This is a genomic window from Sulfurimonas sp. NW15, assembly GCF_051132285.1.
GTDB lineage: Bacteria > Campylobacterota > Campylobacteria > Campylobacterales > Sulfurimonadaceae > Sulfurimonas > Sulfurimonas hydrogeniphila.
Window position 1 is genome coordinate 2,137,350 of sequence record NZ_CP093237.1, and the last position, 24,640, is coordinate 2,161,989.

22 protein-coding genes and 1 tRNA gene are annotated in these 24,640 nt (G+C 39.2%); 10 read left to right on the forward strand and 13 right to left on the reverse strand.

Going from position 1 to position 24,640, the window contains the following annotated elements:
• Nucleotides 1-37: 37 nt before the first annotated feature.
• Complete coding sequence (gene rpsI, locus MLC52_RS11035; protein ID WP_151899451.1) at nucleotides 38-430, reverse strand: 30S ribosomal protein S9; 393 nt, start codon at nucleotides 428-430, stop codon at nucleotides 38-40.
• Between the two features lie 11 nt (nucleotides 431-441).
• Entirely contained in the window at nucleotides 442-864 is a 423-nt protein-coding gene (rplM, locus tag MLC52_RS11040) for a 50S ribosomal protein L13 (protein WP_151899450.1), read from the reverse strand.
• A gap of 118 nt (nucleotides 865-982) precedes the next feature.
• Here rplM and modA point away from each other — a divergent pair, with 118 nt between their 5' ends.
• From modA to MLC52_RS11070, 6 genes are all read left to right on the forward strand, one after another.
• Complete coding sequence (gene modA / locus MLC52_RS11045; RefSeq protein WP_434580480.1) at nucleotides 983-1,729, forward strand: molybdate ABC transporter substrate-binding protein; 747 nt, start codon at nucleotides 983-985, stop codon at nucleotides 1,727-1,729.
• The gene (locus MLC52_RS11050) at nucleotides 1,726-2,124 is read left to right on the forward strand and encodes a TOBE domain-containing protein (protein ID WP_151899448.1); all 399 of its coding nucleotides are present in this window, start codon (nucleotides 1,726-1,728) and stop codon (nucleotides 2,122-2,124) included. The genes modA and MLC52_RS11050 overlap by 4 nt, the downstream gene beginning before the upstream one ends.
• Nucleotides 2,121-2,792 carry a molybdate ABC transporter permease subunit gene (gene modB, locus MLC52_RS11055; RefSeq protein WP_151899447.1) on the forward strand — a complete coding sequence of 224 codons (672 nt, stop codon included), beginning with the start codon at nucleotides 2,121-2,123 and terminating at the stop codon, nucleotides 2,790-2,792. The genes MLC52_RS11050 and modB overlap by 4 nt, the downstream gene beginning before the upstream one ends.
• Nucleotides 2,789-3,643 (forward strand): ABC transporter ATP-binding protein, encoded by an 855-nt coding sequence (locus tag MLC52_RS11060; protein WP_434580483.1) that lies wholly within the window; start codon nucleotides 2,789-2,791, stop codon nucleotides 3,641-3,643. The genes modB and MLC52_RS11060 overlap by 4 nt, the downstream gene beginning before the upstream one ends.
• Before the next feature lie 99 nt (nucleotides 3,644-3,742).
• Complete coding sequence (locus MLC52_RS11065) at nucleotides 3,743-5,422, forward strand: EAL domain-containing protein (RefSeq protein ID WP_434580484.1); 1,680 nt, start codon at nucleotides 3,743-3,745, stop codon at nucleotides 5,420-5,422.
• A gap of 101 nt (nucleotides 5,423-5,523) precedes the next feature.
• Nucleotides 5,524-7,176 (forward strand): EAL domain-containing protein, encoded by a 1,653-nt coding sequence (locus tag MLC52_RS11070; protein WP_188110016.1) that lies wholly within the window; start codon nucleotides 5,524-5,526, stop codon nucleotides 7,174-7,176.
• A 104-nt stretch (nucleotides 7,177-7,280) separates the two neighbouring features.
• Here MLC52_RS11070 and MLC52_RS11075 read toward each other — a convergent pair.
• The 11 genes from MLC52_RS11075 to nadB all read right to left on the reverse strand — a co-directional run bounded on the left by MLC52_RS11075 (nucleotide 7,281) and on the right by nadB (nucleotide 20,285).
• Nucleotides 7,281-7,364, reverse strand: a tRNA-Leu gene (locus MLC52_RS11075).
• A gap of 71 nt (nucleotides 7,365-7,435) precedes the next feature.
• On the reverse strand, nucleotides 7,436-7,750 hold the full coding sequence (locus MLC52_RS11080) for a F0F1 ATP synthase subunit C (protein ID WP_151899443.1): 315 nt from the start codon (nucleotides 7,748-7,750) through the stop codon (nucleotides 7,436-7,438).
• Between the two features lie 141 nt (nucleotides 7,751-7,891).
• Nucleotides 7,892-10,072 (reverse strand): polyribonucleotide nucleotidyltransferase, encoded by a 2,181-nt coding sequence (locus MLC52_RS11085; protein WP_434580487.1) that lies wholly within the window; start codon nucleotides 10,070-10,072, stop codon nucleotides 7,892-7,894.
• On the reverse strand, nucleotides 10,069-10,737 hold the full coding sequence (locus MLC52_RS11090) for a phosphoribosyltransferase (RefSeq protein WP_434580488.1): 669 nt from the start codon (nucleotides 10,735-10,737) through the stop codon (nucleotides 10,069-10,071). Before MLC52_RS11090 ends, MLC52_RS11085 begins: the two co-directional genes overlap by 4 nt.
• A gap of 11 nt (nucleotides 10,738-10,748) precedes the next feature.
• Entirely contained in the window at nucleotides 10,749-12,941 is a 2,193-nt protein-coding gene (locus MLC52_RS11095; RefSeq protein ID WP_434580490.1) for an LPS-assembly protein LptD, read from the reverse strand.
• The gene (locus MLC52_RS11100) at nucleotides 12,934-13,383 is read right to left on the reverse strand and encodes an RDD family protein (RefSeq protein ID WP_151899439.1); all 450 of its coding nucleotides are present in this window, start codon (nucleotides 13,381-13,383) and stop codon (nucleotides 12,934-12,936) included. Before MLC52_RS11100 ends, MLC52_RS11095 begins: the two co-directional genes overlap by 8 nt.
• 11 nt (nucleotides 13,384-13,394) lie before the next feature.
• A complete protein-coding gene (gene purD, locus MLC52_RS11105; protein WP_346389718.1) occupies nucleotides 13,395-14,660 on the reverse strand; it encodes a phosphoribosylamine--glycine ligase in 1,266 nt (421 codons plus the stop codon).
• A 298-nt stretch (nucleotides 14,661-14,958) separates the two neighbouring features.
• Entirely contained in the window at nucleotides 14,959-15,600 is a 642-nt protein-coding gene (locus MLC52_RS11110) for a uroporphyrinogen-III synthase (protein WP_434580493.1), read from the reverse strand.
• A 126-nt stretch (nucleotides 15,601-15,726) separates the two neighbouring features.
• Nucleotides 15,727-17,277 carry a glutamine-hydrolyzing GMP synthase gene (guaA, locus tag MLC52_RS11115; protein ID WP_151899436.1) on the reverse strand — a complete coding sequence of 517 codons (1,551 nt, stop codon included), beginning with the start codon at nucleotides 17,275-17,277 and terminating at the stop codon, nucleotides 15,727-15,729.
• 249 nt (nucleotides 17,278-17,526) lie between these two features.
• Nucleotides 17,527-18,834, reverse strand: a complete 1,308-nt coding sequence (gene nhaD / locus MLC52_RS11120) for a sodium:proton antiporter NhaD (protein WP_151899435.1) — start codon at nucleotides 18,832-18,834, stop codon at nucleotides 17,527-17,529.
• Nucleotides 18,834-20,285 carry an L-aspartate oxidase gene (nadB, locus tag MLC52_RS11125; protein WP_151899434.1) on the reverse strand — a complete coding sequence of 484 codons (1,452 nt, stop codon included), beginning with the start codon at nucleotides 20,283-20,285 and terminating at the stop codon, nucleotides 18,834-18,836. The genes nhaD and nadB overlap by 1 nt, the downstream gene beginning before the upstream one ends.
• A gap of 158 nt (nucleotides 20,286-20,443) precedes the next feature.
• Between nadB and MLC52_RS11130 the strand changes: the two genes are divergently transcribed.
• From MLC52_RS11130 to MLC52_RS11145, 4 genes are all read left to right on the forward strand, one after another.
• A complete protein-coding gene (locus tag MLC52_RS11130; protein WP_151899432.1) occupies nucleotides 20,444-20,899 on the forward strand; it encodes a hypothetical protein in 456 nt (151 codons plus the stop codon).
• Nucleotides 20,889-22,691 (forward strand): excinuclease ABC subunit UvrC, encoded by a 1,803-nt coding sequence (gene uvrC, locus MLC52_RS11135; RefSeq protein ID WP_151899431.1) that lies wholly within the window; start codon nucleotides 20,889-20,891, stop codon nucleotides 22,689-22,691. Before MLC52_RS11130 ends, uvrC begins: the two co-directional genes overlap by 11 nt.
• Before the next feature lie 69 nt (nucleotides 22,692-22,760).
• The gene (locus tag MLC52_RS11140) at nucleotides 22,761-23,177 is read left to right on the forward strand and encodes a PAS domain-containing protein (RefSeq protein WP_151899430.1); all 417 of its coding nucleotides are present in this window, start codon (nucleotides 22,761-22,763) and stop codon (nucleotides 23,175-23,177) included.
• An 11-nt stretch (nucleotides 23,178-23,188) separates the two neighbouring features.
• Nucleotides 23,189-24,637, forward strand: a complete 1,449-nt coding sequence (locus tag MLC52_RS11145) for an Hpt domain-containing protein (RefSeq protein WP_434580496.1) — start codon at nucleotides 23,189-23,191, stop codon at nucleotides 24,635-24,637.
• The last annotated feature ends 3 nt before the right edge of the window (nucleotides 24,638-24,640 follow it).

A 24,640-nucleotide genomic window follows, 5' to 3' on the forward strand; every position in this document is an offset into this window, starting at 1 on the left:
TACCAATGCAAAAAGCATTGATAAAAATTCCAAACGATTAACGTTTAGAGAACTGGCGAGAACGACGAGCTTTACGCTTACCTGGCTTCTTACGTTCAACAACACGTGAGTCACGAGTCATCATACCTTCAGGTTTAAGCATTGCTTTTAATTCTGGATTGTATGCTACCAAAGCACGGGAAATTCCGTGACGAAGTGCATCTGCCTGACCACCGAAACCACCGCCTAAAGTAGTAGCAACGATATCAACATTTGTTTCTTGTTTTGTTACTACCAATGGCTGTTTTACACGAAGTTTTTTCGCTTCAAGTCCACCCAACCATGCGTCTAACGAAAGACCGTTGATAGTGATTTTACCGGTTCCTGGAGTTAACCATACTTTTGCTACAGAGGCTTTACGACGACCTGTTGCATATATTTTATTTGCCATATAATCAGTCCTTATTTAGCAATTTGTGCAGTGTGAGGATGTTCAGCACCTGCATAAATTTTTAATTTTTTAAGCATTTTAGCACCAAGCTTTGTTTTAGGAAGCATACCGCGAGTTGCCAACTTATACAGTTTCTCAGGGTTCTTTTCTAAAAGCTCAGTCATTTTAACGCTCTTTGTGCTACCGAAGTACCCAGAGTGAGAAAAATATTCTTTGTTTGCTATTTTTCCAAGACCGTTAAATTTTGCCTTAGAAGCATTGATGATAACTACATAGTCACCACAGTCGATATTAGGAGTAAAACACGGTTTGTTTTTCCCACGAAGTATAGTAGCTACTTCAGTGATCATACGACCGAATGTTTTACCCTCAGCATCAATCAAAACCCATTTTTGATCGATTTGTTCAGGAGTTGCAATTTTTGTAAATTTCATTCTCGAACCCTTCAAGTAATTTTATTTGATGGAAGTATAGCCGTATAAACTTATAAACAACTGAATTTAAGTTATTTGTAAGTTTTGCCGATTAGGGTTTCTCTGCTATAATCTTGTAATGAAAAATTATCTTATTATACTTTTATTCTCCTTTACAACTGTTTTGGCGGGTACTCTCAACATTGCAACCGCGGCAAATGTCAGTTATGCCCTTCCCCGACTGATAAAAGAATTTCAGAAAAACAATCCGCAAACAAAAATACAAATGACTATAGGCAGCAGTGGAAAACTCACAGCACAGATAATGCACGGCGCACCTTATGACATTTTTCTCTCTGCAAATATGGCCTATCCAAAAAAATTATACGAAAAAGGCTTTGCTCTGACCAAACCGGTTGTGTATGCCCGGGGCGCGCTTGCTCTTTTTAGCACAAAAAAAAGAGAGTTTCAGCAGGGAACAGCTCTCGTTCTTGACAAAAATATCAGAACAATAGCCATAGCCAATCCGCAAACCGCACCTTACGGAATAGCAGCGCGTCAGGCACTGCAAAATGCTTCTTTGTATAAAAAAATCAAAAAGAAACTTGTGTACGGAGAGTCTGTCGGACAGACTGTTGCCTATGCAGTCACGGCAGCTGATTTGGGTTTTATCGCCAAGTCAGCACTCTTTTCGCCTAAAATGAAACACTATAAAGAAGGCGTCAATTTTAAAGATGTTGATCCAAAACTCTACACACCCATTGCACAGGGTATTGTTTTGCTCAAACATGCCACAGACAATGCAGACGCACACTCTTTTTACACCTTTTTACTCTCACAACCGGCAAAAGATATTTTCAAAGCGTACGGATACAGTGTACAATGAATACAATTCCAGCAAAAGCAGAGACAATCCAAACAGTACAAAACTTACATGTAGTACACTTTACATGTAATGAGAGCACGCTGGGCATGATGAGCCTTGAATTGCCCCAAACGCTCACACAAAACACAGAAGTTCTCCTTACATGTAAACCCACAGCCATTGCCATAGCAAAAAATCTTCAGGGAGAACTGAGCCATGCAAACCAGTTACATGTAACGGTGCGTTCTATAGAAGTCGGAGAGCTCTTGTCTGTTGTAGAGTTACAGTTTTATGACAATGTTTTAGAGTCCATCATCACAAGCGATTCTTTGCAAAGAATGCAGTTACATGTGGGGGAATCTGTCATTGCACTGATAAAATCAAGTGATTTGTCACTCAAGGAGATAGTTTCATGAGTTTTGAACCCTTTGTGCTCTCCTTCAAACTTGCGGCGTTGACAGCTTTTATTCTCTTTTGTATCGCCCTGCCGCTTGCATGGTTTCTCTCACAGACAAAATCACAAACAAAACCTTTTTTAGAAGCCCTCACAGCTTTGCCAATTGTTCTGCCCCCTTCTGTTTTGGGGTTTTATCTGCTTTGGGCATTTGCATACAGCTCCCCAATCGGTCACTTTTTTGAAGAGACTTTTGATGTCAAACTTGTTTTTTCTTTTACGGGACTTGTTGTGGCAAGTTGTTTTTACTCTTTGCCATTTATGGTGCAGCCTCTTCAAAACGGGTTTGAGAGTCTCAACAAAAATATGCTTGAAGCGAGTTACATTGCCGGCAAAAGCAAACTCCAGACTCTGTTTTTTGTCGCCCTGCCAAATATGAAACCGGCGGTACTCACTGCCGTCATTGTCACTTTTGCCCATACAGTCGGAGAATTCGGCGTGGTTTTAATGGTAGGCGGCAGCATACCGGGTGAGACAAAGGTGGCCTCTGTAGCCATTTATGAAATGGTGGAAAATATGGACTACACTGCCGCTCATATCTACAGCGCCATAATGGTGGGCATCTCTTTTGCAGTACTTCTGAGCGTCTACATCTTTAATGCCAGACACAACAGAAGGTTTGGATTATGATACATATAGATGTCACAAAAACACTTCACGGAGCCCAGGGCATTATGCCTTTACATGTAAAGCTCAATATAAAAGAGGGCGAGTTTGTAGCCATCAGTGGAAAAAGCGGCAGCGGAAAGACCACACTTTTGAGAATTTTAGCAGGGCTTGAAGAGGCTAAAGGAAGCATCACTGTACAAAACAGCGTCTGGCTTGATGCAAAAGGGGCCCTGTCTGTTCAAAAAAGAGCCATCGGTTTTGTTTTTCAGGAGTATGCCCTTTTTGAAAATATGAGTGTAGAAAAAAATCTGCTTTTTGTCAACAATGACAAAAAATTAGCCGAACATCTTTTGGCGCTGAGTGAACTCTCCAGCCTCAAAGAACGCTATCCAAACAGCCTCAGCGGCGGGCAGAAACAGAGAGTCAGCATCTGCCGTGCCTTGATGAAAAAACCAAAAATACTACTGCTTGACGAACCCCTCTCGGCACTTGACCCTGCTATGCGGACAAAGCTGCAAAACGAACTGCTTGTGCTGCATAAAGAGTTTGGCACGACAACCATTATGGTCAGTCACGACCCGAGCGAAATATACCGTCTTGCCTCTCGTGTCATCATTTTACAAAACGGAAAAATCATCAATGACGGCGCACCAAAAGAGGTTTTGCTCAAGACGCAGGGCAGTCAAAAATTTTCTTTTGAAGGAGAACTGCTCGATATTAAAAAAGCAGATGTCATCTACATCGCTGTTGTAGCCATAGGACAGCAACTCGTCGAGGTTGTCGTCAGTTCCACAGAAGCCAAAAATCTCCAAATCGGACAAAGTGTCAGACTCAGTACAAAGGCTTTTGCTCCGACTGTCACACAAAACTAAAGCTTTTTATTGGCTTAACGGTATTCCCCCCCCCGTTTATTATAAACAGATATTAATCTTTTTCATGCTAGGCTATGGTTAATACTACTAGGAAATATAATGATGTCTGAAAAATATTGGGAAATTTTAGTCGTTGATGATGATGTAGCTGTGCATAATGTCATTAAGAAAGAACTGCAAAATATCTTTATTCAAAACAAACCTGTCAAAATCCTCCATGCACACAATGCACAAGAGGCGAAAGAACTCTTAAAAAACAATGCTGATACTGCTATTGCTTTTGTTGACATATCCATGGAAACACCCGACGCAGGCTTGAAGCTTGTTGAACATATAAGAAATGTTCTGCACAACAGCAACATAAGAATTGTCATGATAGACAGCGGAAACTCGCCGGTTCCTCCTGATAAAATTTTTGACCATTATGATATTAACGGCTACAAAGAAAGAGAAGAAATTGTAAGCGGTAAATTTTATCTGATTGTCAGAACTGCCCTCAAACAGTATGAACAGTACAAAGAGATAAAATCCAGCAGAGACGAGATCTATAAAAAGATGACGACCAATAATGTAACCCATCTGCCAAACAGAATCAAACTCTCAGAATATCTGGACACAATGGGAGAAAAATCTCTTATACTCATTAATATAGACGACTTCAGCCTCATCAATGAACATAACGGGTTTGACTTTGGCAATGAAGTACTGCGTGCTTTTGCAAAATTTTTGGAGAAAAAATATGGCAGATATGCCCAGGTTTTTCATCTGCACTCCGACAATTTCGCACTCTTGTGTCTCAAACAGGGAAATGAAACAACCGAAGAGAATATTTTACGCATCAAAGACGATATTGCAAAATATATTTTTAACGTCAACGGTATAAAAACACGCCTGACAGCAAGTATAGGCATTGCACTGTATCAACGCGGAAATATCATCCAAAAAGCGGAGTTTGCCCTCAAAGAGGCACGCCGTTACGGCAAGAACAGTATCCAAAAGTATACAGATGATTTGAACATACTCCGGACGATTCATACCAATTCACTATGGAGTACAAGGGTACGCGATGCCCTGCACAACCATAAAATGCATACTTATTTTCAGCCTATTTTAGAAGTAAAAACCGGTAAAATCATTAAATACGAAGCCCTTGTCAGACTGGAATACGAAAATGAGATCTACTCCCCTTTTCACTTTTTGGATGCCGCACTCTACAGCGGACAGATATTTAAAATATTTCAGTTTGTTTTGGAAGAGGCCTGTAAAAAAGCTGCCCAAAGCACTTACTTTTTTACGGTAAATATCAGCCAGTACGATATGCAGTATCCTGATTTTCTTCCGACAGTCAAAAAGACAGTAAAGAAATATAACCTGTCCCATTCCCGTATTACTTTTGAAATTCTGGAAAATGACAGCATTGCCCACAACAAAAATATTCAGGTACTTTTAAATGAACTCCATACAGAGGGCTTTCGGCTTGCCATAGATGACTTTGGTGCCCAGTGTTCAAACTTTGGACAGCTTAACAACCTGCCCATAGATTTCATTAAAATTGACGGAGCCTACATCAAAAATATCATAACAGATGAAAACTCTCAGATAGTCACGACTACCATTATTGACTTTGCCCACAAAAAAGGGATTCCGGTCATTGCAGAATATGTCTGCTCCAAAGAGGTGTATGATTATGTAAAGGCTTTGGGCGTGGAGTATGTGCAGGGGTATGAAATAGCAGAACCGAAACCTGATCTGCAGGAATTAGACTCCTTGTCTCCTTAGTACAGATAAAAAGCCTTTCCTTCTGACAATCCTCATTTAATTGATTAATAAAAGTTTTATGAGCAGCGATATATAATAGTTACTAACGCATGGAGTTCATAATGTCTACAAAATTTTGGGAAATACTACTGGTTGGCAATGATGCTTTTGTCCACGATATTTTAAAGGAAAAGTTGGGAGATGCCGTCATTTTCCATAAAAAGCTCAAAGTACTTCATGCACACAACGCAGAAGAAGCACGAAAAATCATTCAAAACAATAAAGATATCGCTGTTGCCTTTATAGATATCAATATAGAAAAACTAAGCGGCGGACTGCAATTAATCAACTACATTCGGGCACAAATCAGTACTACAATGCGCATAGTCATTATAGACAGTGTAGACTCAGCTGTTCCCACTGATGAAATTCTTGAGCATTATGATATAAATGACTACAGGTCACGCGCCTGCATAGAGTCTCAAAAATTCTTTCTGACTGTGCGTGCAGCTATCAAACAGTACCAGCAGTTTAAAGACATTCAAGACAAAAAAGATGAAATTTACACTAAGATGACTACAAATGAGGTGACAAAACTGCCAAATCGGCTCAAACTCTCTGAAAATCTCAGCAGTAGCGGCAAGAAATCTCTCATACTTATCAATATTGATGATTTCAGTGTTATTAACAACCACAACGGATTTGATTTTGGAGACAAAGTTCTGCGGGCTTTTTCCCGTTTTTTATTGGAAAAATATACACAGGATGCCCAGGTTTTTCACCTTGAAGCAGATGTTTTTGCCATGCTCTATACACAGGGAGACACGCTCACAACCGAGCAGAGAATTACAAAGGTAAAAGATGATATTTACAACCATCTTTTCTCCATCAACGGTATTAAAATACATTTGACTGCCAGCATTGGTGTTGTCATCGATGACTATGGAAACATTATACAAAAAGCAGAATTTGCCTTAAAAGAAGCCCGTCTGTATGGAAAAAACAATCTGAAGAAATACAGTGATGACCTGACAATTCTCCGCACTATCCATTCAAACTCTTTGTGGACAGGAAGAATCCGGGACGCCCTGAGTGAGCATAGAATTCTTACCTATTTTCAGCCTATAAAAAATCTCAAAACAGATAAAATTGAAAAATATGAAAGTCTTGTCCGCATAGAGTATGAAGGTGAAATCTATTCTCCCTACCATTTTTTGGATGCCGCCCGCTACAGCGGACAGCTCTTTGAAATATTTAAAATAATTCTTGAAGAGGCCTGTAAAAAAATTCAGACCAGTGTTTATAATTTTACCGTCAACATCAGTGACTATGACCTGAAACATCCGCAGTTTATGGCAGTTGTGAAAAAAAATATTGAAAAATACAGTATCAGTCCGGAACGACTGACCTTTGAAATTTTGGAAAACAACAGTATCGCAAAACACAAAGAGATTCAAAAAACGCTTAATATTTTGCATGACCTCGGGTGTAAACTTGCCATTGATGACTTTGGCGCTGAGTGTTCAAATTTCGGACAGCTCAACAACCTAAAAATCGATTTTATAAAAATAGACGGGGTATTTATCAAAAACATCGTTGCAGACAGAAACTCCCAGATTACCGCAAAAACAATACTCGACTATGCGCACCAGAAAAATATTCCGGTCATTGCCGAATTTGTCTGTTCTTTGGAAGTTTATGATTATGTAAAAAAAATGGGGATAGATTATGCCCAGGGTTATGAAATATCGGAACCTAAGCCTGAACTATCTTAACGGTATCTGCCAAAATATAGCATATATGTCCATGCACTTCATCTTCCGTTGTCTTTTATGCCGGTTTTTAAATATTGCTTTGAAAGTTCGAAAATAGGGGGTTATGGTGCGCAGAGGGGGATTTGAACCCCCACACCCGAAGGCACAACGACCTCAACGTTGCGTGTCTACCGTTCCACCACCTGCGCATTTGTGTGGTATAAAAGTGACCTGACTCTTTGGGAGCCAGGTCTGAGGTATATTTAGTAATCTTTGAAGATTATCCTAAATACGGGTTAGCGTAAAGTGCGATTAACGCAATTACCAGTGCATAAATAACCTGTGCTTCGATCATTGCAAGAGCGATGAACATTGTAGTCATAAGTTTAGCACCAAGACCAGGGTTACGTGCAGTACCGGCAATAGTTGCAGCAGCAGTATGACCCATACCGATAGCTCCACCTAATGCAGCAAGACCAAGACCGAGACCCGCAGCGATCATTGAGTATGCTTTAAGAGTTTGGTTGGCAACCTCACCGTCATTTGCGAATGCAGCAGCAGAAAAAGCTACTAAAAGAAAAAGAATTTTTTTCATAATATATTCCTTGAAATAATTACAATCCGTTCGGATAGCGTAACCTCATTACATGTAATGAAGCAACCTGAACATAAATGCCCAGATTTCCCTACTAGAAATTGATAAGCGCATTATATGAAAGTTTTGCTAAATATTCTCTTATGCAAGACCTAAAGAAATTTTATTTCCTTTAAATTCTAAAATTTCCACCTTTACTTTATCGCCTTCACTTAAAATATCACTTACATTCTCCACACGTTTGTCTTTTGAAAGTTTGGATATGTGCAACAGGCCGTCTGTTCCGTCAGGCAACTCTATAAAAGCACCAAAGTCAACGATTTTTTTTACAGTCCCTTCGTATTTTCCGCCTACTTCATATTTTATTTTTTCTTTTTTCGGTGCATTGACAATTTTTTGAATATGCTCTTTTGCTCCCTCTACACCATTTTTGTTTTTACCCGTAATTTTAACTTTTCCCTCTTTTTTATCTATATCTATCGCCACTTCAAATTTTTCTATCATTTCACGGATTGTCTTTCCTGCCTGACCTATAATTTCACCGATAAATCCCGGATCAATATGAAAAAATTCTGTAACAGGGAGTACGCCGTCATTAAATTCTATTTTAGCCTCTGCATCAAGCATAATATCAATAATATGTGCACGTCCTTCTTTTGCCTGGTACAATGCTTCTTTTAAAATGTTCAGACTCACACCGCCGAGTTTGATATCCATCTGCATAGCGGTAATACCCTCTTTCGAACCGGTAACCTTGAAATCCATATCACCATCATGATCTTCAAGACCCATAATGTCAGAAAGAATTGCATAACGCTCTCCGTCACTTATCATACCCATGGCAATACCAGCAACCGTATCACTTGTCTCAAGCCCTGCAGCTTTAAGTGCAAGATACCCGCCACACACAGTTGCCATTGAAGAAGAACCGTTTGACTCCAGTATTTCAGACACCAGACGGACTGTCTGTCCATCAAGGTTGAGTATCGGTTCAAGCGCACGTTTTGCTAAATTTCCGTGTCCGAGTTCACGTCTTTTTGTTCCCATAATAGGAGAAGCTTCCCCTACCGAAAATCCCGGAAAGTTATAATGCACCATAAAGTTTTCATTTTGAGTGCCGGAATCTGTCAAACCTTCAAACATTTGCGCATCTTTGGGTCCGCCCATCGTTAAGACCACAAGAGCCTGTGTCTGTCCACGGGTGAAGAGACAAGAGGAATGCGCAGCCGGCAATACATTTGTATCAATACTGATAGGACGTATTTCTGTCAGTGTACGTCCGTCGGCTCTCACTTTTTCATTGAGTATCTGTGCACGCACCTGCTCTCTTTTAACCGCTTCTATTGCCGCTTTGAGTTCAAGTTCATCCCACTCCAGATTATTGGTAAGAATTCTTTTTCTGAGGTTTCTTAAGGCAGTTGAGCGTTCAGACTTTGCCATTTGGTTCATGGCATCTATGATGTCTTGCATATGACGTTCTTTCACAAAAGCCACCATCTCTTCATTTAAACCGTCTGTTTTGAGTTCCAGAGGTTTTATCTCTTTTTGATACGGTCCAAAGGCCACTTCATATTCAACATTTGAAGCAAAAAGAATTTTTTCTGTTTTATCAAGCACTTCTATCAGTTCATCTTCACTCATTGCATTGGATACATGTGTATCTACCACTATTGTACCAAGACTCGGATCCATCATCGGGTCAAGCATCGGCTCGTAGGTCTCTTCAACCTCAACCTTTTCACTGCCGATGGAACGCATCTCTATCATCAGTAAATCTTTCTTCGTTCCTGAAAGATACAAATCCAGTGTAGAGTTCTTCAGCTGTGAAAGTGTTGGGTTCAAGACAAGCTCTCCGTCTACTTTTGCTGCGCGAACCGCACATACACTGCTGTTTATATCTATGTCCGAAGTAAAAAGTGCAGCCGAAGCGGCATTAAGAGCAAGAAGCTGCATATCAGACTCAGCATCTGCCGAAAATACCATAATGGTAATTTGTGTCGGGTGCCCGAATCCTTTTGGAAACAAGGGACGCAGACTTCTGTCTACTATTCGTGATGTCAGAGTCTCAAAATCACTCGGCTTTGTTTCACGTTTGAAAAACCCTCCCGGAATTTTTCCGGCTGCATATGTTTTTTCTATATACTGTACAGTCAAAGGCAAAAAGTCATCTTTGACAACCTCAGTCTCATCAATTACTACCGTCGCCAGTATTACAGTTTTACCTGATTTAAGCCATGCCGAACCGTTTGCCTGTTTGGCAACATCACCAAAGGAGTATTCTTCTACTCTGTTTTCTAATTCTAATTTTACATCATACGTCATCTGTTATCCTTTAAATCTTTACTGAGTATTTCTTCTATTTCTTCATCTTCCATTATTGTTAAATTCTTATAATACAATGATGTTTCTACATAGTCATCTATATCATACAGAAAAAATATGTCATCTACGAATGTTTCTAACAATTCTAAAACATCTCTTGGCAGTACAGGACTGGCAATATAAACTGCTTTTGGTTTCTGGGCCAAAACTGTTTTGAGTGCAGTCATAAACTTGCTTCCTGTCTCACTTCCCTCATCTACAAGTAAAACAATCTTGTTTTTCATAGGAGGAAACGGTCTTCCTTTGCGATACTTGTATATATAGCTAAGTATATCCTCTTCATGCTTTCTGTGAGCTTCTCCGTAGATATAATCATACTGTATTCCAAAGGCATTAATCAACTCTTCATTGAGGACAATCTCCTCTGTCTCACTGACTCTGGCAACTTCACATTCAGGATTGTTTGGCGCCATAATTGCTTCTAAAAAAAGAATTTCCAGGTTATTTTTCAACTTGCCTTTTATCAGTGAAGCCAATTCAAGTCCGCCTTTTGACACTGCAACAATATTCCACGCTTCTTCTTTTAATTTTTGCATAGGAAGTACATCACGAAGCTTTTGTGCTGCATCTTCCCTGTCTTGTAAAATATGCTTATACTTTTGCATCTTTTTGCATCCTATCTTGTATCATCCGGCAATTTATACGATAAAAAAGAGCTGCCGGCATTTGCTTTCATTAACGGTTTTAATACAATAGTCAAGTATATAAACCTGTCATACACAGAGGAACTTGTACTCCCGACTGTAGTCAAGACAGGTCTGTTGTTTTCGGTATACTGCACTCCAAAATCCCAACATCGCTTTGTGTACAAAAATCCGAAAGAAAAACTTTTTCTCTCTTTTGATTCTAAATCATAATTATAGCTTGTATTGTAAGAATAGTGTTTGTTGTAAGTATATTTTACATTTGATGTGAGATAACTTGTATAGGGCGTATAAGTGGCTGTTTTTGGTAAAAAGGTATTTTTATAGAGATGTGAGAGTGCAATTTTCACGCCATTCCTGTTGAATGACACCTGATTCAAAATCTTTGAAAACTTTTTTTCCTTATAATTATAAAACATGTTATTGTAATAGGACAAAAAACTCGTTATCTTATAGTCAAGCTCATTTTCCAGGTCACCATAGCGTTCTTTTGTATTTTCGTAAGAGATGTTTTGGGAAAGTCTGTGATAGATAATCTCCTGTGCGGTACTGTCATAAAAATACTGCTGAAAGTTTAGCTGTGTATCATTTTGAATTGTTGCTATATTATAAAACTCACATCTTTGTGCAAAATTTGGATCTGCCTTATTTGTAAAATCTGAACAGTAGTCCATATTGTCCTGATAAAAACCGTCTTTCTTACTCCAGCCTTTCGCATTATAACTCACTTCAAAGCCTACAACATGACTAAAATTTGCATATGCCTTTGTTAACTGTGTTGAAACAGTAACAGTATTGTAGTTGCTTGCATAAAAGCCGTCATGATATTCAAAACCCGGAATTGGATTTTGTTCATGCCCGCTAAATTGAGAATGTTGCAGATACAGATTTGCCTTGTATGAAAGATTGACATATTCACCAAACAATGGCGTCTGAAGTGTTACAGGCAGATTTACATCTGTTTGAATTACTTTTTTGTTTATGATTCTTTGAATATTATTACTCTGCACATCAAAGGAGTACAGCAAATGATCTTTCAAAAAAGTATCTACATAATGATGGTATTGAACAGTTGGGAGTTTTTGCAGTGTATTGTCATTTGTCTGGAGTGTCAAATCTTCATAATATTTAAAATAGGCACCTGTATAGTTGTCATTTGTATTATAAAAAAGGTTTACTCGTGAAAGTACCTGTGTTGCAGTTGCCTGCTGCAGTGCATTGTTGTTTTGTGCAAGGTTAATGTAGTCAACATCATTCATATGGTTAATATCTGCATATATTCCGGACTGTCCCGGCAAGTCCAGTCCAAGCCATTGATTCAGAGGATTTGTATTGTCATACTTAAAATTAAATCCGTAATGGGATTGATTTTGCAGATTATATTTTAAATAATACTCCTCGTTTTCTTTAAAATATCCTGCTTTGAATTCTCCGTGTGAAACAGCAGAATCCACAAATCTGAAAGTAGTATAGAGTCCTTTTCCTCTTGTGGTTCTGATCTGTGGATTGATTTCTAAATCCCACCAGTTTTGTTCGGCAATGTAAATCGGCTGTTCATAATAAAACCCTTCGGTTGAGGATACTCCAAAAGACGGCTTCAAAAGACCGGTACGCCGTGTCGTATCAAGAGAGTAGCCAAAATAGGGTGTATAAAATACCGGTATATCGTAAATATAAAGCCGTGCATTGTATAAATTAATCCATTTGGAATCTGTATTGTATTCCGATGAAGAAAACTCCATTGTCCATAAAGGGTCTACAGGATCACATCCACTGACTGAACCTGAAGTGATATCCAGCAGCACTCCTTTTGATTCACCTTCATTTGCACTGATCCAGACATCAGATTTGTTCTCAAGCAGATAAAGCGGTTTAAAATACCGCTCTTTTTTTGCCAAATTGAGTTTTGCATATTTTCCGAGTATCTTGTACTTTTTGTTATGGTTGAGCCGTACCTTCCCAAAGAGTTCCAAATCTTGCGTCTTTTGGTTATACACCGCTCTTTGAGCAGTTAAAAAATAATCTTTGTAAACAACACTGACTCCTCCGTCCGCATACACAATATTGTTTTTTGATTTAACAGAGGATGCATATATTTCAATCTTGTCATCTGCAATCAGAATACCCATACAGGCGAGAAGGAAAAAAAGAAAATATTTAAGCATCTATCACCAAAGTTTTTGCGGTTTTATCATGCCATGCCTGGCGCTGCGGATCAAACATTCCCCATAAAAAACCAAGATAAAAAATCATTTCACTTATAATTCTGAAAACTGCCCTGTTGAGTGCTGCTGCAAAGTTCGGATTGTCCAGTGTGCGCACATCAATAACCTTTATTTTCATTGCCAGCTTCCCTAAAGTAGCCCCGTACTGCATTACAAAAAAAGTCTGATAGACTATTTTCATCGCAATATACTGCAATACATAGGTATTTGTCAGTATAATAATATCTTCAACCGTCTGCGCATTGGCAAATGAATCAGACATCGCGATAATAAGTAAAAAAGAGAGCAGCATTTCATCTATAAAAAATGCCATTGCCCTTTTTTTAACAGAGGCGAGCTGTAAATGTTCTCGGTTGAGAAGTTTTTCAATCTCTTCATTCAAAATTCAAATTCCTAAAGAGCTTGGTAGGCGATATCTGTACGAAGTTTTTTTCCTGCAAAATGAACCTGTCCACATCTCATATAGGCTCTGTCACGCGCCTCTTTGATACTCTCACCCAAACCGACACATACCAAAACACGTCCACCCGTTGCGTAGAGCTTCCCGTCTTCCATTGTAACACCGGCAAAAGATATATGTGTATTTTCTTCTATTTCTTTATGCTTGACATCATCTAAAATAATTTCAGCAGGCGTTGATGGTCCGTACGGATAATTTTCACTCGCCATAACCACACCGACAGCATACTGGTCTGAAAATTCTACTTTGATTTCGCCCAAACGGTTTGTTGCCGCTTTGTAAAACATGTCAGATACGCTTGAAGTCATTAACGGCATAAGAATTTCACATTCAGGATCTCCAAAACGTACATTAAATTCCAGAGTAATCGGCTCACCGTTTACCACCATAATACCGATAAAAAGTACACCCTCAAAAGGTGCACCCTCTTGTTGCATGCCCTCAAGTGTAGGGCGGATAATACGCTCTCGTACTTTTTGGTACAGTGTTTCATCTACAAGCGGAGTCGGGGCATAGGCACCCATTCCCCCTGTATTTGGACCTTTGTCACCGTCAAGCAGGCGTTTGTGATCCTGTGCAGCCGGAAGCAAGATATAATCTTTCCCGTCACATACTGCAAACATAGAAAGTTCATAGCCGTCTAAAAACTCTTCCACGATTACTTTTTTACCCGCATCACCGAAACTTTTTCCGCTGAGCATTTCGGAAATTGCTTTTTTTGCCTCATCATGGGATTGTGCGATGATAACACCCTTTCCGCCACACAGACCATCTGCTTTTACAACGATAGGTGTCTGCAGGGTGTTTGTAAACCTGAACAGCTCTTCTATCGAATCACTCTCTATATATTTTGCGGTAGGAATATTGTATTTTGCCAAAAAGTTTTTCATGTAGACTTTTGAGCCTTCAAGCTGAGCAGCTTCTTTACCCGGTCCGAAAATTGTCAGTCCCTGTGCTTTAAATATGTCAACAACACCATCCACCAGAGGCGCTTCAGGACCTACTATAGTCAAATCAATCTCATTTTTTTTTGCAAATGCTGCCAAATCATTGTAATCTTTGATATCGAGGTTTGTTCCCAGATTGTTTGTTGCACCGTTTCCAGGCTGAAAAAAAAGTTCATGTTCCTCTTCTTCATTTTTTATAGCACGGGCAATAGAGTACTCTCGTCCACCGCTCCCCAAGATCAATATTTTCATTTGTATCTCCATATAATTAAAAAATTTATTTAGCCCACCCTGATGAAATAAATAAACTTTTTTTGCATTAACCCGAGCAGCCGTCGCACTACTGGCTTGGTTCTAAAAGCCGAATTTGGGTGAAGAGAGGGTTGCCTGACGGCGGCAATTTCATCGGCAGAGTGAACATACCTCAAGCGAAACCACCGACACACGACAACCCTACTGATTCACAGGTTGAATATGTAGAACCCGCATATATGTGCTGACACGAACTACTCAGATTAACAAGATAATTATACTAAAAATATGCTTGTTTTTATTTTAGGGAATGCGCTATTTGCATACAACTCTCAATAGTTGTCTCATCAGAGAGAATACAGGAGCAGTTTTTTGGCAGTGCTTTTGCCGTTGTTTTGCCTATAACGATTATTTTATGTGTGTGCAGCAAAGTATGCCTGCTTAAAAAACACTCTACACTTGAAGGAGAGGTGAAAATAAGTATAGCATCCTGCGGCACTGTTACATGTAACAACTCTTCACTGCATTTGCTTGCATAGACAATTTTTTCATCTATGCAGTATCCCTCTTCTTTACATGTAAGGACAAAATCAGAAGCAACAAGTTCAGCACGCAAATAAAGCCATTTTGTCTCTTTTGGGTATTGTTTTATTTTTTCCGCAAGAGTATCGCCGTACCCCTTACCGACAGCCAGGACCTGACCCCCTAAATCTTCAAAACTTTTTGCACTCTGTTTTGAGATACACAGCGCCTGCTTCTTTATATACTCTTTTTTTTCATACTGTTGCAACGCTTTTGATGCCTGCTTTGAGGTAATTATCAGATAATCATATTTGGAAAAATCAATATCAGGCTGAAAAAAAGTAATATCCAAAGAGTTTACATGGTGAGCATCAGGATGAGAAGAGACAGAAAAAAGGTAAATGGGCTTATTATGCATTGAAATTTCCTCGTTTATGGAAATTGTAAAAAGTTTGGTTCAGATTGGAATGTTTTGAGGTTAAGGCATAGTTAAACTATGCTGATTCCTCAATCCTTTCAAGATGAGCCGAAATTTTTCTCAATTTTATTCCCACTCTATTGTTGCGGGCGGTTTAGATGATATATCATAAACTACGCGGTTTATTCCATCGACCTCATTAATGATTCTTCTTGAAATTCTCTCAAGCAGGTCATGTGGCAGATGTGCGAATGTTGCTGTCATACCATCAACTGCTTCTACAACTCTGATACATACCGTGTTGTCATAGGTACGGTTGTCACCCATAACCCCTACTGATTTTACATTTAAAAGCACGGCAAAAGCCTGCCATGTTTTTGCATAATATCCGCTTGCTTTGAGTTCATCGAGTAAAATAACATCTGCTTCGCGTAAAAGATCCAAATCAGGAACATTTACATCCCCCATGATTCTAATAGCAAGACCAGGTCCGGGAAAAGGATGACGGTTAATCATACTCTCCGGAAGTCCCAGTTCCAGTCCGATTTTACGTACTTCGTCTTTAAAAAGTTCACGCAGCGGCTCAATCAGTTCAAAATCCATCCAGTCAGGAAGACCGCCGACATTATGGTGAGATTTAATCACTTCTGAGGGACCGTTGACAGAGATAGATTCAATGACATCCGGATAGAGTGTTCCCTGTGCCAAAAACTTAATACCGTCATGTTTTTTCGCCTCTTTTTCAAACTCTTCTATAAAAGTATGCCCGATAATTTTGCGTTTTTGTTCAGGGTCGCTCACTCCTGCCAGTTTTGTTAAGAAATTATCCGCTGCATCCACAGTAACAAGAGGCGCTTTGAGATTTACTTTGAAAACTTCCTCAACCTGCTCTCTCTCACCTTTGCGTAACAGTCCGTTATCTACAAACACAGGAATAAGCTGATCACCGATTGCTTCATACAGCATTGCTGCCACAACAGAACTGTCAACTCCCCCGCTCAGTCCGCAAAGCACTTTGGCGTCACCGACACGTTCGCGAATGGATTCAATCTGCTGCTTGAGAAAATGCTCCATTTTCCATTTTTCTGTGACGCCACAGATATTTTTTGCAAAGTTGCGAAGCATCAGGTACCCTTCTTCAGAGTGCTGTACTTCCGGATGAAACTGAAGCGCATAGACACGTTTTTCATCATTTGCAATGGCCGCATACGGTGAATTGTCAGATGTGGCGATTACCTTAAAACCCTCAGGAAGTGTTTCTACTCTGTCCGAGTGGCTCATCCATACTACAGTGTGATTGTCACAATCTTTAAAAAGAGGAGAAACATTGTCAGGGTAGCCGACTATGTCAAGTTCTGCTTTTCCGTATTCATGGTGGTCAGAACGTATAACCGAACCGCCAAAATCTACCGCAATCCTTTGCATTCCATAACAGATACCAAGAATCGGAATGCCCATTTTATAAACCTCTTTGTCAACTTCATAGGCATCTTTGTTGTATACAGAAGAAGGACCTCCGCTGAGTATGATACCCTGAGGATTTTTCGCTGCAATATCCTGGGCTTTTGTATGAAAAGGAAGGATTTCACAGTATATTTTATCTTCACGAAGACGACGAGCGATGAGTTGTGTGTATTGAGAACCAAAGTCTAAAACTATAATGCTAACATTTGTCATTGAAATGCCTTTTGATAAATTTATATATAAAATGAGCAAAAGCCCATTTTACAGCAGGGACTCTGCGTCCCTACAACCCCCTAAAGCTACAAAAAACAATGTTTTTTGAGAAAAGAAAAGTTGAAAAGAATTTAAGTTATGAAAGGATACAATAAATAAGATTAATGTTTGATTTGTTCTTGGAAATCCAAGTCTTAGCCATTAGAGACAAAGCCCGCACATAAAGTACGGGTTCCGAAATTTGGATTTTTAATAAAGTCCCATAATTTCAAACTGAACGTACCAGATTATAATAGAGACCGCATATCCCACTAAAATAGTCCATGAATGCTTCATGTGTGAACCGAAAGTATAGATTCCGCGAAGTTTTCCCATAACTCCGACACCGGCTGCCGAACCAAAAGAGATCAGACTGCCGCCGATACCCGCTGTCATGGTTACAAGCATCCACTGGTCTATTCCCATGTTTGGAGAAGATTTTAAAATTGCACTCATTACCGGTACATTGTCTACAATTGCAGAAAGGAATCCGACACCGATATTGGCTGTGGTTGAACCAAGCAACTCATACAGATGATGGATGTATTCCAAAAAGCCTAAAAAGTGCAATGCTCCGACAGCCGAAAGAATACCGAAGAAGAAAAGAAGCGTATCGTTCTCTACCTTTTCCATATTGACATAAATGTTAAAACTGTTCTTTCCTGTTCTTTCAAGCTGGAACGCATAAAGTTTTAAAATAGCCAGACCGAACATCATACCCCACATTGCCGGAAAATGAAAAAATGTATGCCCGAGAACAGCAATTGCAATGGTCAATACTCCCAAATAGGCAACGGTTATTCCACCATCAAGTACTTTGGGTTTCTTTTCTGTCGCTGCATCAAACGGCGGTTCTCCCGAGGGAACGGACAAAGAGAGTAAAAATGCTGTAACAACCCAGCCGACAACAGAAGCAGGAAAGAGGAAAAGAAAGTCCACAAACTCTCCTTTGCCGGCAGTCCATGCCATGAGTGTTGTAATGTCACCAAACGGAGACCATGCGCCGCCTGCATTGGCAGCTACGACAATATTTATAGCTCCCGGAACCAAAAATGCAAGATTTTTCTTGTCAATCGTAAAAAGCACGGTGGAAAGGATCAAAGCAGTTGTCAGGTTGTCTGCGACAGGGGAGATAAAAAATGCCAGCAGACCGGTCAGCCAAAAGAGTTTTTTATAGGTATACCCTTTTGAGACAAGTTTATACTTTAACAGATCAAAAACACCGCGTTCTAAAAGCGTCTCAATAAAAGTCATTGCAACAAGCAGGAAAAAGAAAATTTCGGCTATTTCCAAAATCAGTTTTTCCAGTTCATCATGCAGCGGATCAGGATTCATCCCGTTAATAGCATAATAAATACCGATAAGCATAAACATAAATGTACCGGCAAACAGTGCCGGTTTTGCTTTGTTTATCTCATATTTTTCTTCTGTAGCGATAAAATAATACGCTATAACAAAGACAGCTAAGCTCAGCCATCCTACCCAGGTTGTTGCAAGATTTATTGCTTCGTGTTCCATTAATTCTCCTCTTGTATTGTATGAACCCCTATGGATTCATGCCTGTTTAATGCAGATATTACTATCTCTTTTGCCGTCAGTAAACGAAATTTTAGTAGTTTACCAATATTTTCATTTAAAAGTGCATTAATTGTGGATAAAGCATCGTTTAATCCGCTTTTTGTACGAATTATAGAAACATTTTCCCACATTATTCGTCTGAGCTGGTCTTTTTTCGCCTTGTCCTCTTTGAGACTCATCACCTCATCATGGAGTTCAAATGTTTTCATACTTTTAGGAGTGTCAATATTTTTTAAAATATCATCCACTGCCCTTTTTGCAAAAACCAAACCCTCCAACAGTGAGTTCGATGCCAGTCTGTTTGCTCCATGCACCCTTGTTGAAGCAACTTCGCCAACAGCATACAAATTTTTTACATTTGGCACTCTGGCATTCAAATCGGTGCGAATACCACCGATGGCATAATGAAAAGCAGGCGATATCGGAACCCTTTGCGCAGGAACATTAAAGCCCAGTTCCCTTAGGTTCTTGCAAATATTTGGAAACCTGTGTTCAAAATACTCTTTATCAAAATTTTCACAGTTGAGATACACATGCATACCTGTCTTCTTTTTATATTTATATATTGCCTTGCTGACAATATCGCGTGAAGCCAGCTCGCCTCTCTCATCATAATCAAACAGGAATCTTTTTCCGGTTTCATCCTCTATGGTTGCCCCTTCTCCACGGAGAGCTTCTGTCAAGAGCATTTTTTGGGCATTGTTGGAATTTACAAATACAGTGGGATGAAACTGCAACATTTCCATTCTGTCAAGGGCTATGCCTTTCATCACACAAAGTCCCTGTATATCAGCACTGATACAGGGTGCATTTGTATGGTATTCATACAAAGAACCTACGCCTCCGCTCGCTATAATGACATTTTTTGCATATATGTTTCTGCGCTGTCTGTGATCAAGTACGGTAACGCCATAACATTCGCCATTATCAATCAGCAGATCAACGACTCTTGCATCACTGAGCATCGCATGGGCAGTATGTTCAAGAAGAAAATGGTGCAGATATCTCCCCGTCGCATCACCGCCTGCATGCAGTATCCGTTCGCAGGAATGTGCCGCCTCTTTTGTATAAAGAAGTTCCCCCTCTTCATTGGTGTCAAAACGAAACCCCTGTTCTATCAGGTCATCAATCGCCTGACGTGAATTCTGGCTCAGCACATCCACCGCTTCCGGATCACACAGCCCGTCACCGGCGGCAAGCGTATCTTTTATATGTACCGGAATATCCGCTTCATCACGAGCCAGCGCTACTCCGCCCTGGGCATAGAATGTATTGCATTTAAAAGTTTCCCGCTTATTGATAATAAGCACTTTTTTCTCAGCAGGGATATTCATACTTGCATAGAGTCCTGCCACACCTGCGCCTATTATTACTACATCATATTCAGTCATTACGGTGCACAGCTTTCATTCGTATCATTATTAAACTCTTTCTTTTGAATAATAAACTTCACATTTTTATCCTCTTTTGGTACACTCTGTTCATAATAAGGGGGTGCTTTATAGCCGCACCCGCTTACGCTTAATAAAAAGCTTGCTATAATTAGCCTATGAAAAACAGCAGTGATATTCTCAACTCTCTTCAAAATAAACCTCAATTTTCCAAACTGTCTCAATACAAATGCATTCATAAAATACAATCGGCATTCAGCCCCCCTTTACAAAAGATGATTAAGTTTTCATATATAAAAAATAAAATACTTTTTTTCGTTCTCAATCATCCCGGTGCCAAACAAGAATTTGATAATAGTATACAAAGCATTAAAAGTGCTTTAAAGTTTCACACTCCCGCAGAATGTGAAAATGAAACTATAACAGATATAAAAGCTTTTGTTACACATAAACCTGCTTTACATGGAGACACAACAGCATTGACACAACCCAGAAAAATTGTATCCTACAGGGAAAGAGCAACGGGAAACTTTGACATTCCTGTTCATGATGAAAAACTCAGAGAACTTATTCTCTCTATCCAAAAAATTATAAAAGAAAAAAATGACACTTAAAGAAAAAATCCAACAACTGCCGAACAACCCGGGAGTCTATCAGTATTTTGACAAAAACGGCCATCTCCTGTATGTGGGCAAAGCCAAGAACCTTGCCAAGCGTGTAAAAAGCTACTGGCAGTTTACTCCCGAACTTTGTGCAAATCCGCAGCTCTCTTTGCGCATCTCAAAAATGATAAACCAAACCGTTTCCATGGATTATATCATTGTAAATTCCGAACATGATGCGCTCATACTTGAAAATTCACTGATCAAACAGCTGGGTCCGAAATACAATATTTTGCTCCGTGATGACAAAACCTACCCCTACATTTATATAGACAACTCTCAGGAGTACCCTCGGTTCGACATTACAAGAAAGGTGATTAACTCCAAAGATATCACCTACTATGGTCCCTACTCTGTCGGTGCGAGAGATATTCTCAACTCCATTTATGATATTTGCAAACTTGTACAGAAAAAATCCTGTCTGAAGTCAAAAAAACTTTGTCTCTACTATCAGATAGACAAATGTCTCGGTCCCTGTGAACTGCCAATCAGCAAAGAGCGTTATCAGCAGGAAGTAACACTTGCATCGCAGCTGATTAAAAACAAAAAACTGCTTCTTGGCAAACTGGAAGAAAAAATGGAGTTTTATGCCCAGGAGTTGCGCTTTGAAGAAGCCGCCGAGCTCAGAGACACCATAGAGAGAATAGAACGGTCCCAGATTAAAAGCGAAATTGATTTTGCCACAAATGAACATTATGATATTTTTGCAATAGAAAATTCTGAAAAAAGAGCGGTAGTTGTAAAAATATTTATGCGACACGGCAAAATAATCTCTTCTTCTCATGAGTATCTGCAGCTTCATGAAGGCTTGGATTTGAATGAGCTCTATTCAAGAGCACTGCTTGGATTTTACAAAGATGAAAAGCCTCCCATCGTTGCTCCGATTCTTCTTCCTCAGAGTTTTGAGGACAAAGAACTTATAGCGCATCACCTCACAAAAGTATTTGGTCAAAAAGCACACATTCTCATCCCTCAAAGAGGAAAGAAAAAAGACTTGATTGCTTTGGCAAAATTAAATGCAGCGGAGTTATTGAAAAAAGACAAAGAAACACTTAATGTCAAAATACTCGAAGAACTCCAGGAACTGTGTCAATTGCAAAAAATTCCAAACAGAGTGGAAATATTTGACAATTCCCATATGTCCGGTGTTGCAACAGTCGGAGCTATGGTCGTATATGAAAATGCAAAGTTTGACAAGAAATCCTACAGAACCTATCATCTGGAGGCAAAAGACGAGTACTCCCAAATGCGCGAAACACTTACAAAAAGAGTAGAGAGTTTTTCTAAAAATTCACCGCCGGACCTGTGGATACTCGACGGAGGAGCAACACTGCTTAAACTTGCACTTGACATACTTGAATCCAACGGTATCGCCCTTGATGTCATAGCCATTTCAAAAGAAAAAGTTGATGCCAAGGCACACCGGGCCAAAGGAAATGCTCAGGATATTCTCTATACAAAAGAGAAAATTTTCAGACTCAAAACAAGTGACAAACGTCTGCAGTGGGTTCAAAATTTACGGGATGAAGCACACAGAGCAGCGATCACATTTCACAAAAAAACAAAACTCAAACTTGACCAGGAGAGCAGACTTTTAAGTTTACATGGAATATCGGCTGCAAAAATTCAAAAACTGCTCAATCATTATGGCACCTTTGAAGCACTCAAAAGTGCCACATTTGATGATATTCGTTCACTTTTAAATACAAAAGATGCAAAAACCATCAAAAATTTTTATAAATAAGTTTTTTTTTCACTCCTTTATGATATATTTGTGAGAATTCAAGTGAATCACTAATTATAAGGTTTTTTAATGAGCAAAATTATCCCTGTAGACGAAGAGTATTTTTTTGACGGAAATGTCATTATTTCTCAGACAGATTTAAAAGGTGTTATTACCTATGCAAACAAACTATTTTGCAGTGTATCCGGTTATAAAGCCGATGAACTGGTAGGACAACCCCACAACATACTCAGACATCCGGATATGCCGCGCAGCATATTTGCAAAAATGTGGGAAACTATTCAAAGTGGACAGGCTTGGAACGGACTTGTAAAAAACCTTAGAAAAGACGGTCTGTACTACTGGGTAGAGACAGAAATTCTGCCAATCAGAGATAATGATGAAAATATAACAGGTTATATTGCTGCCAGAAAAGCAGCCTCTCGCAAAGATATTCAAGAAACAGAAGAAACATATAAAAAGATGCTTGAGACAGAAGAGGAATAAGGGATGGAAGAATGCTAATTTATAATTTTCAAAAAGAGTTTTTGGGTATTGACGAAAAAAACCTGCATACACTGGGATATAAAGATTTGGCTGATCTGCGCGCAGAAGTGACAGATTTCGCAGATTTGTTTGTAAAAACACCAGGATATATACATAATTTTCAGCATGTGCACTGGATTGACTATATAACATGTGCAGAGTCTAATGAAGAATCCAAAGTCATCATTAATGCCAATTCAAAAAACTACAAAGCAATAATTACAATTACAAATGCCTACCTTGTAGACAATCCGACTCAAAAAGCCTATATAGTACACTTAAACAATCTGCGAACACTTACAGCGCAGGAGTATGATGCTATTTCAGGAGATATTACGCAAAGAACAATACCGGAAACAGTATCTCCACAGCAGTCACAACCAATCCTTAAGACAACAGAAGAAGCAACAGTCATACAAGATGAGTATGACACTCCGTTACATGTGGAGACACAAGAGAAAGAAGACCTTGATGCAATGCTGGATGTAGGTGACTTAAGCATCGAAACCCCGGAAGTAACAAAGACAGAGCCTTTCGTTCAGGAATCTCCTCAAAAACCGAAAAGCACCTATGTTTTTGACCCCAATATCGCATCAAAAGAGCTTGGTTTGCCACTTGATTTGATTGAAGAGTTTATACAGGATTTTATAACCCAGGCAAACGACTTTAAAGATGAACTTTACAAATCACTTGAAGAAGGAAATATTGATAATGTTAAAACTCTTTCGCACAAGCTTAAAGGAGTCGCAGCGAATCTTCGTATTGAAGATGCACATGAAGTACTTTCAATTATAAATGCTACTTCTGATGTCGATATCATACAGACAAACCTGGATGATTTTTACAGAATTATTGCAAAATTAGCCGGTGAAGAAGATCTTGCCACCATAAAAGATGATGAAGTGCCTCAAAAAATTGAAATTCCGGAACTTTATGATGATGATTTTGTTGCACCACAGGAATCTGAAGAAATTCTCACTTTTAAAGATGATGAACCTGAACTGACTTTGGAATTTAAAGAAGAGCCGGAGATTCAAGAAGAACAGGAAATTCAGGAAGAGACAGAGACGCAGGAAGGGACAGAAACGCAGGAAGAATCAGAAAATGAGAAAAAATATTCTAAAGAAAAAATTGCCAATGAGATAGGCCTGGATTTAGAGAGTTTCAATGAACTCTTTGAAGACTTTATAAAAGAAGCACATGCTATAATTGCAAAAATAAATGATGCTCTCGCCACCCAAGACTACTCTGCACTGAAGCGGCAAGCCTTAAAATTAAAAGGAATGAGTGACAATATGAGAATGCACACTTTTACAAATGAACTTGAAACACTCACACACTCTACAGATAAAGAGACGCTGACACAAACTGTAAAAGAGATAGAAAATATACTTACAGCAATTTCAAAAGAAGAGGAATAGGCA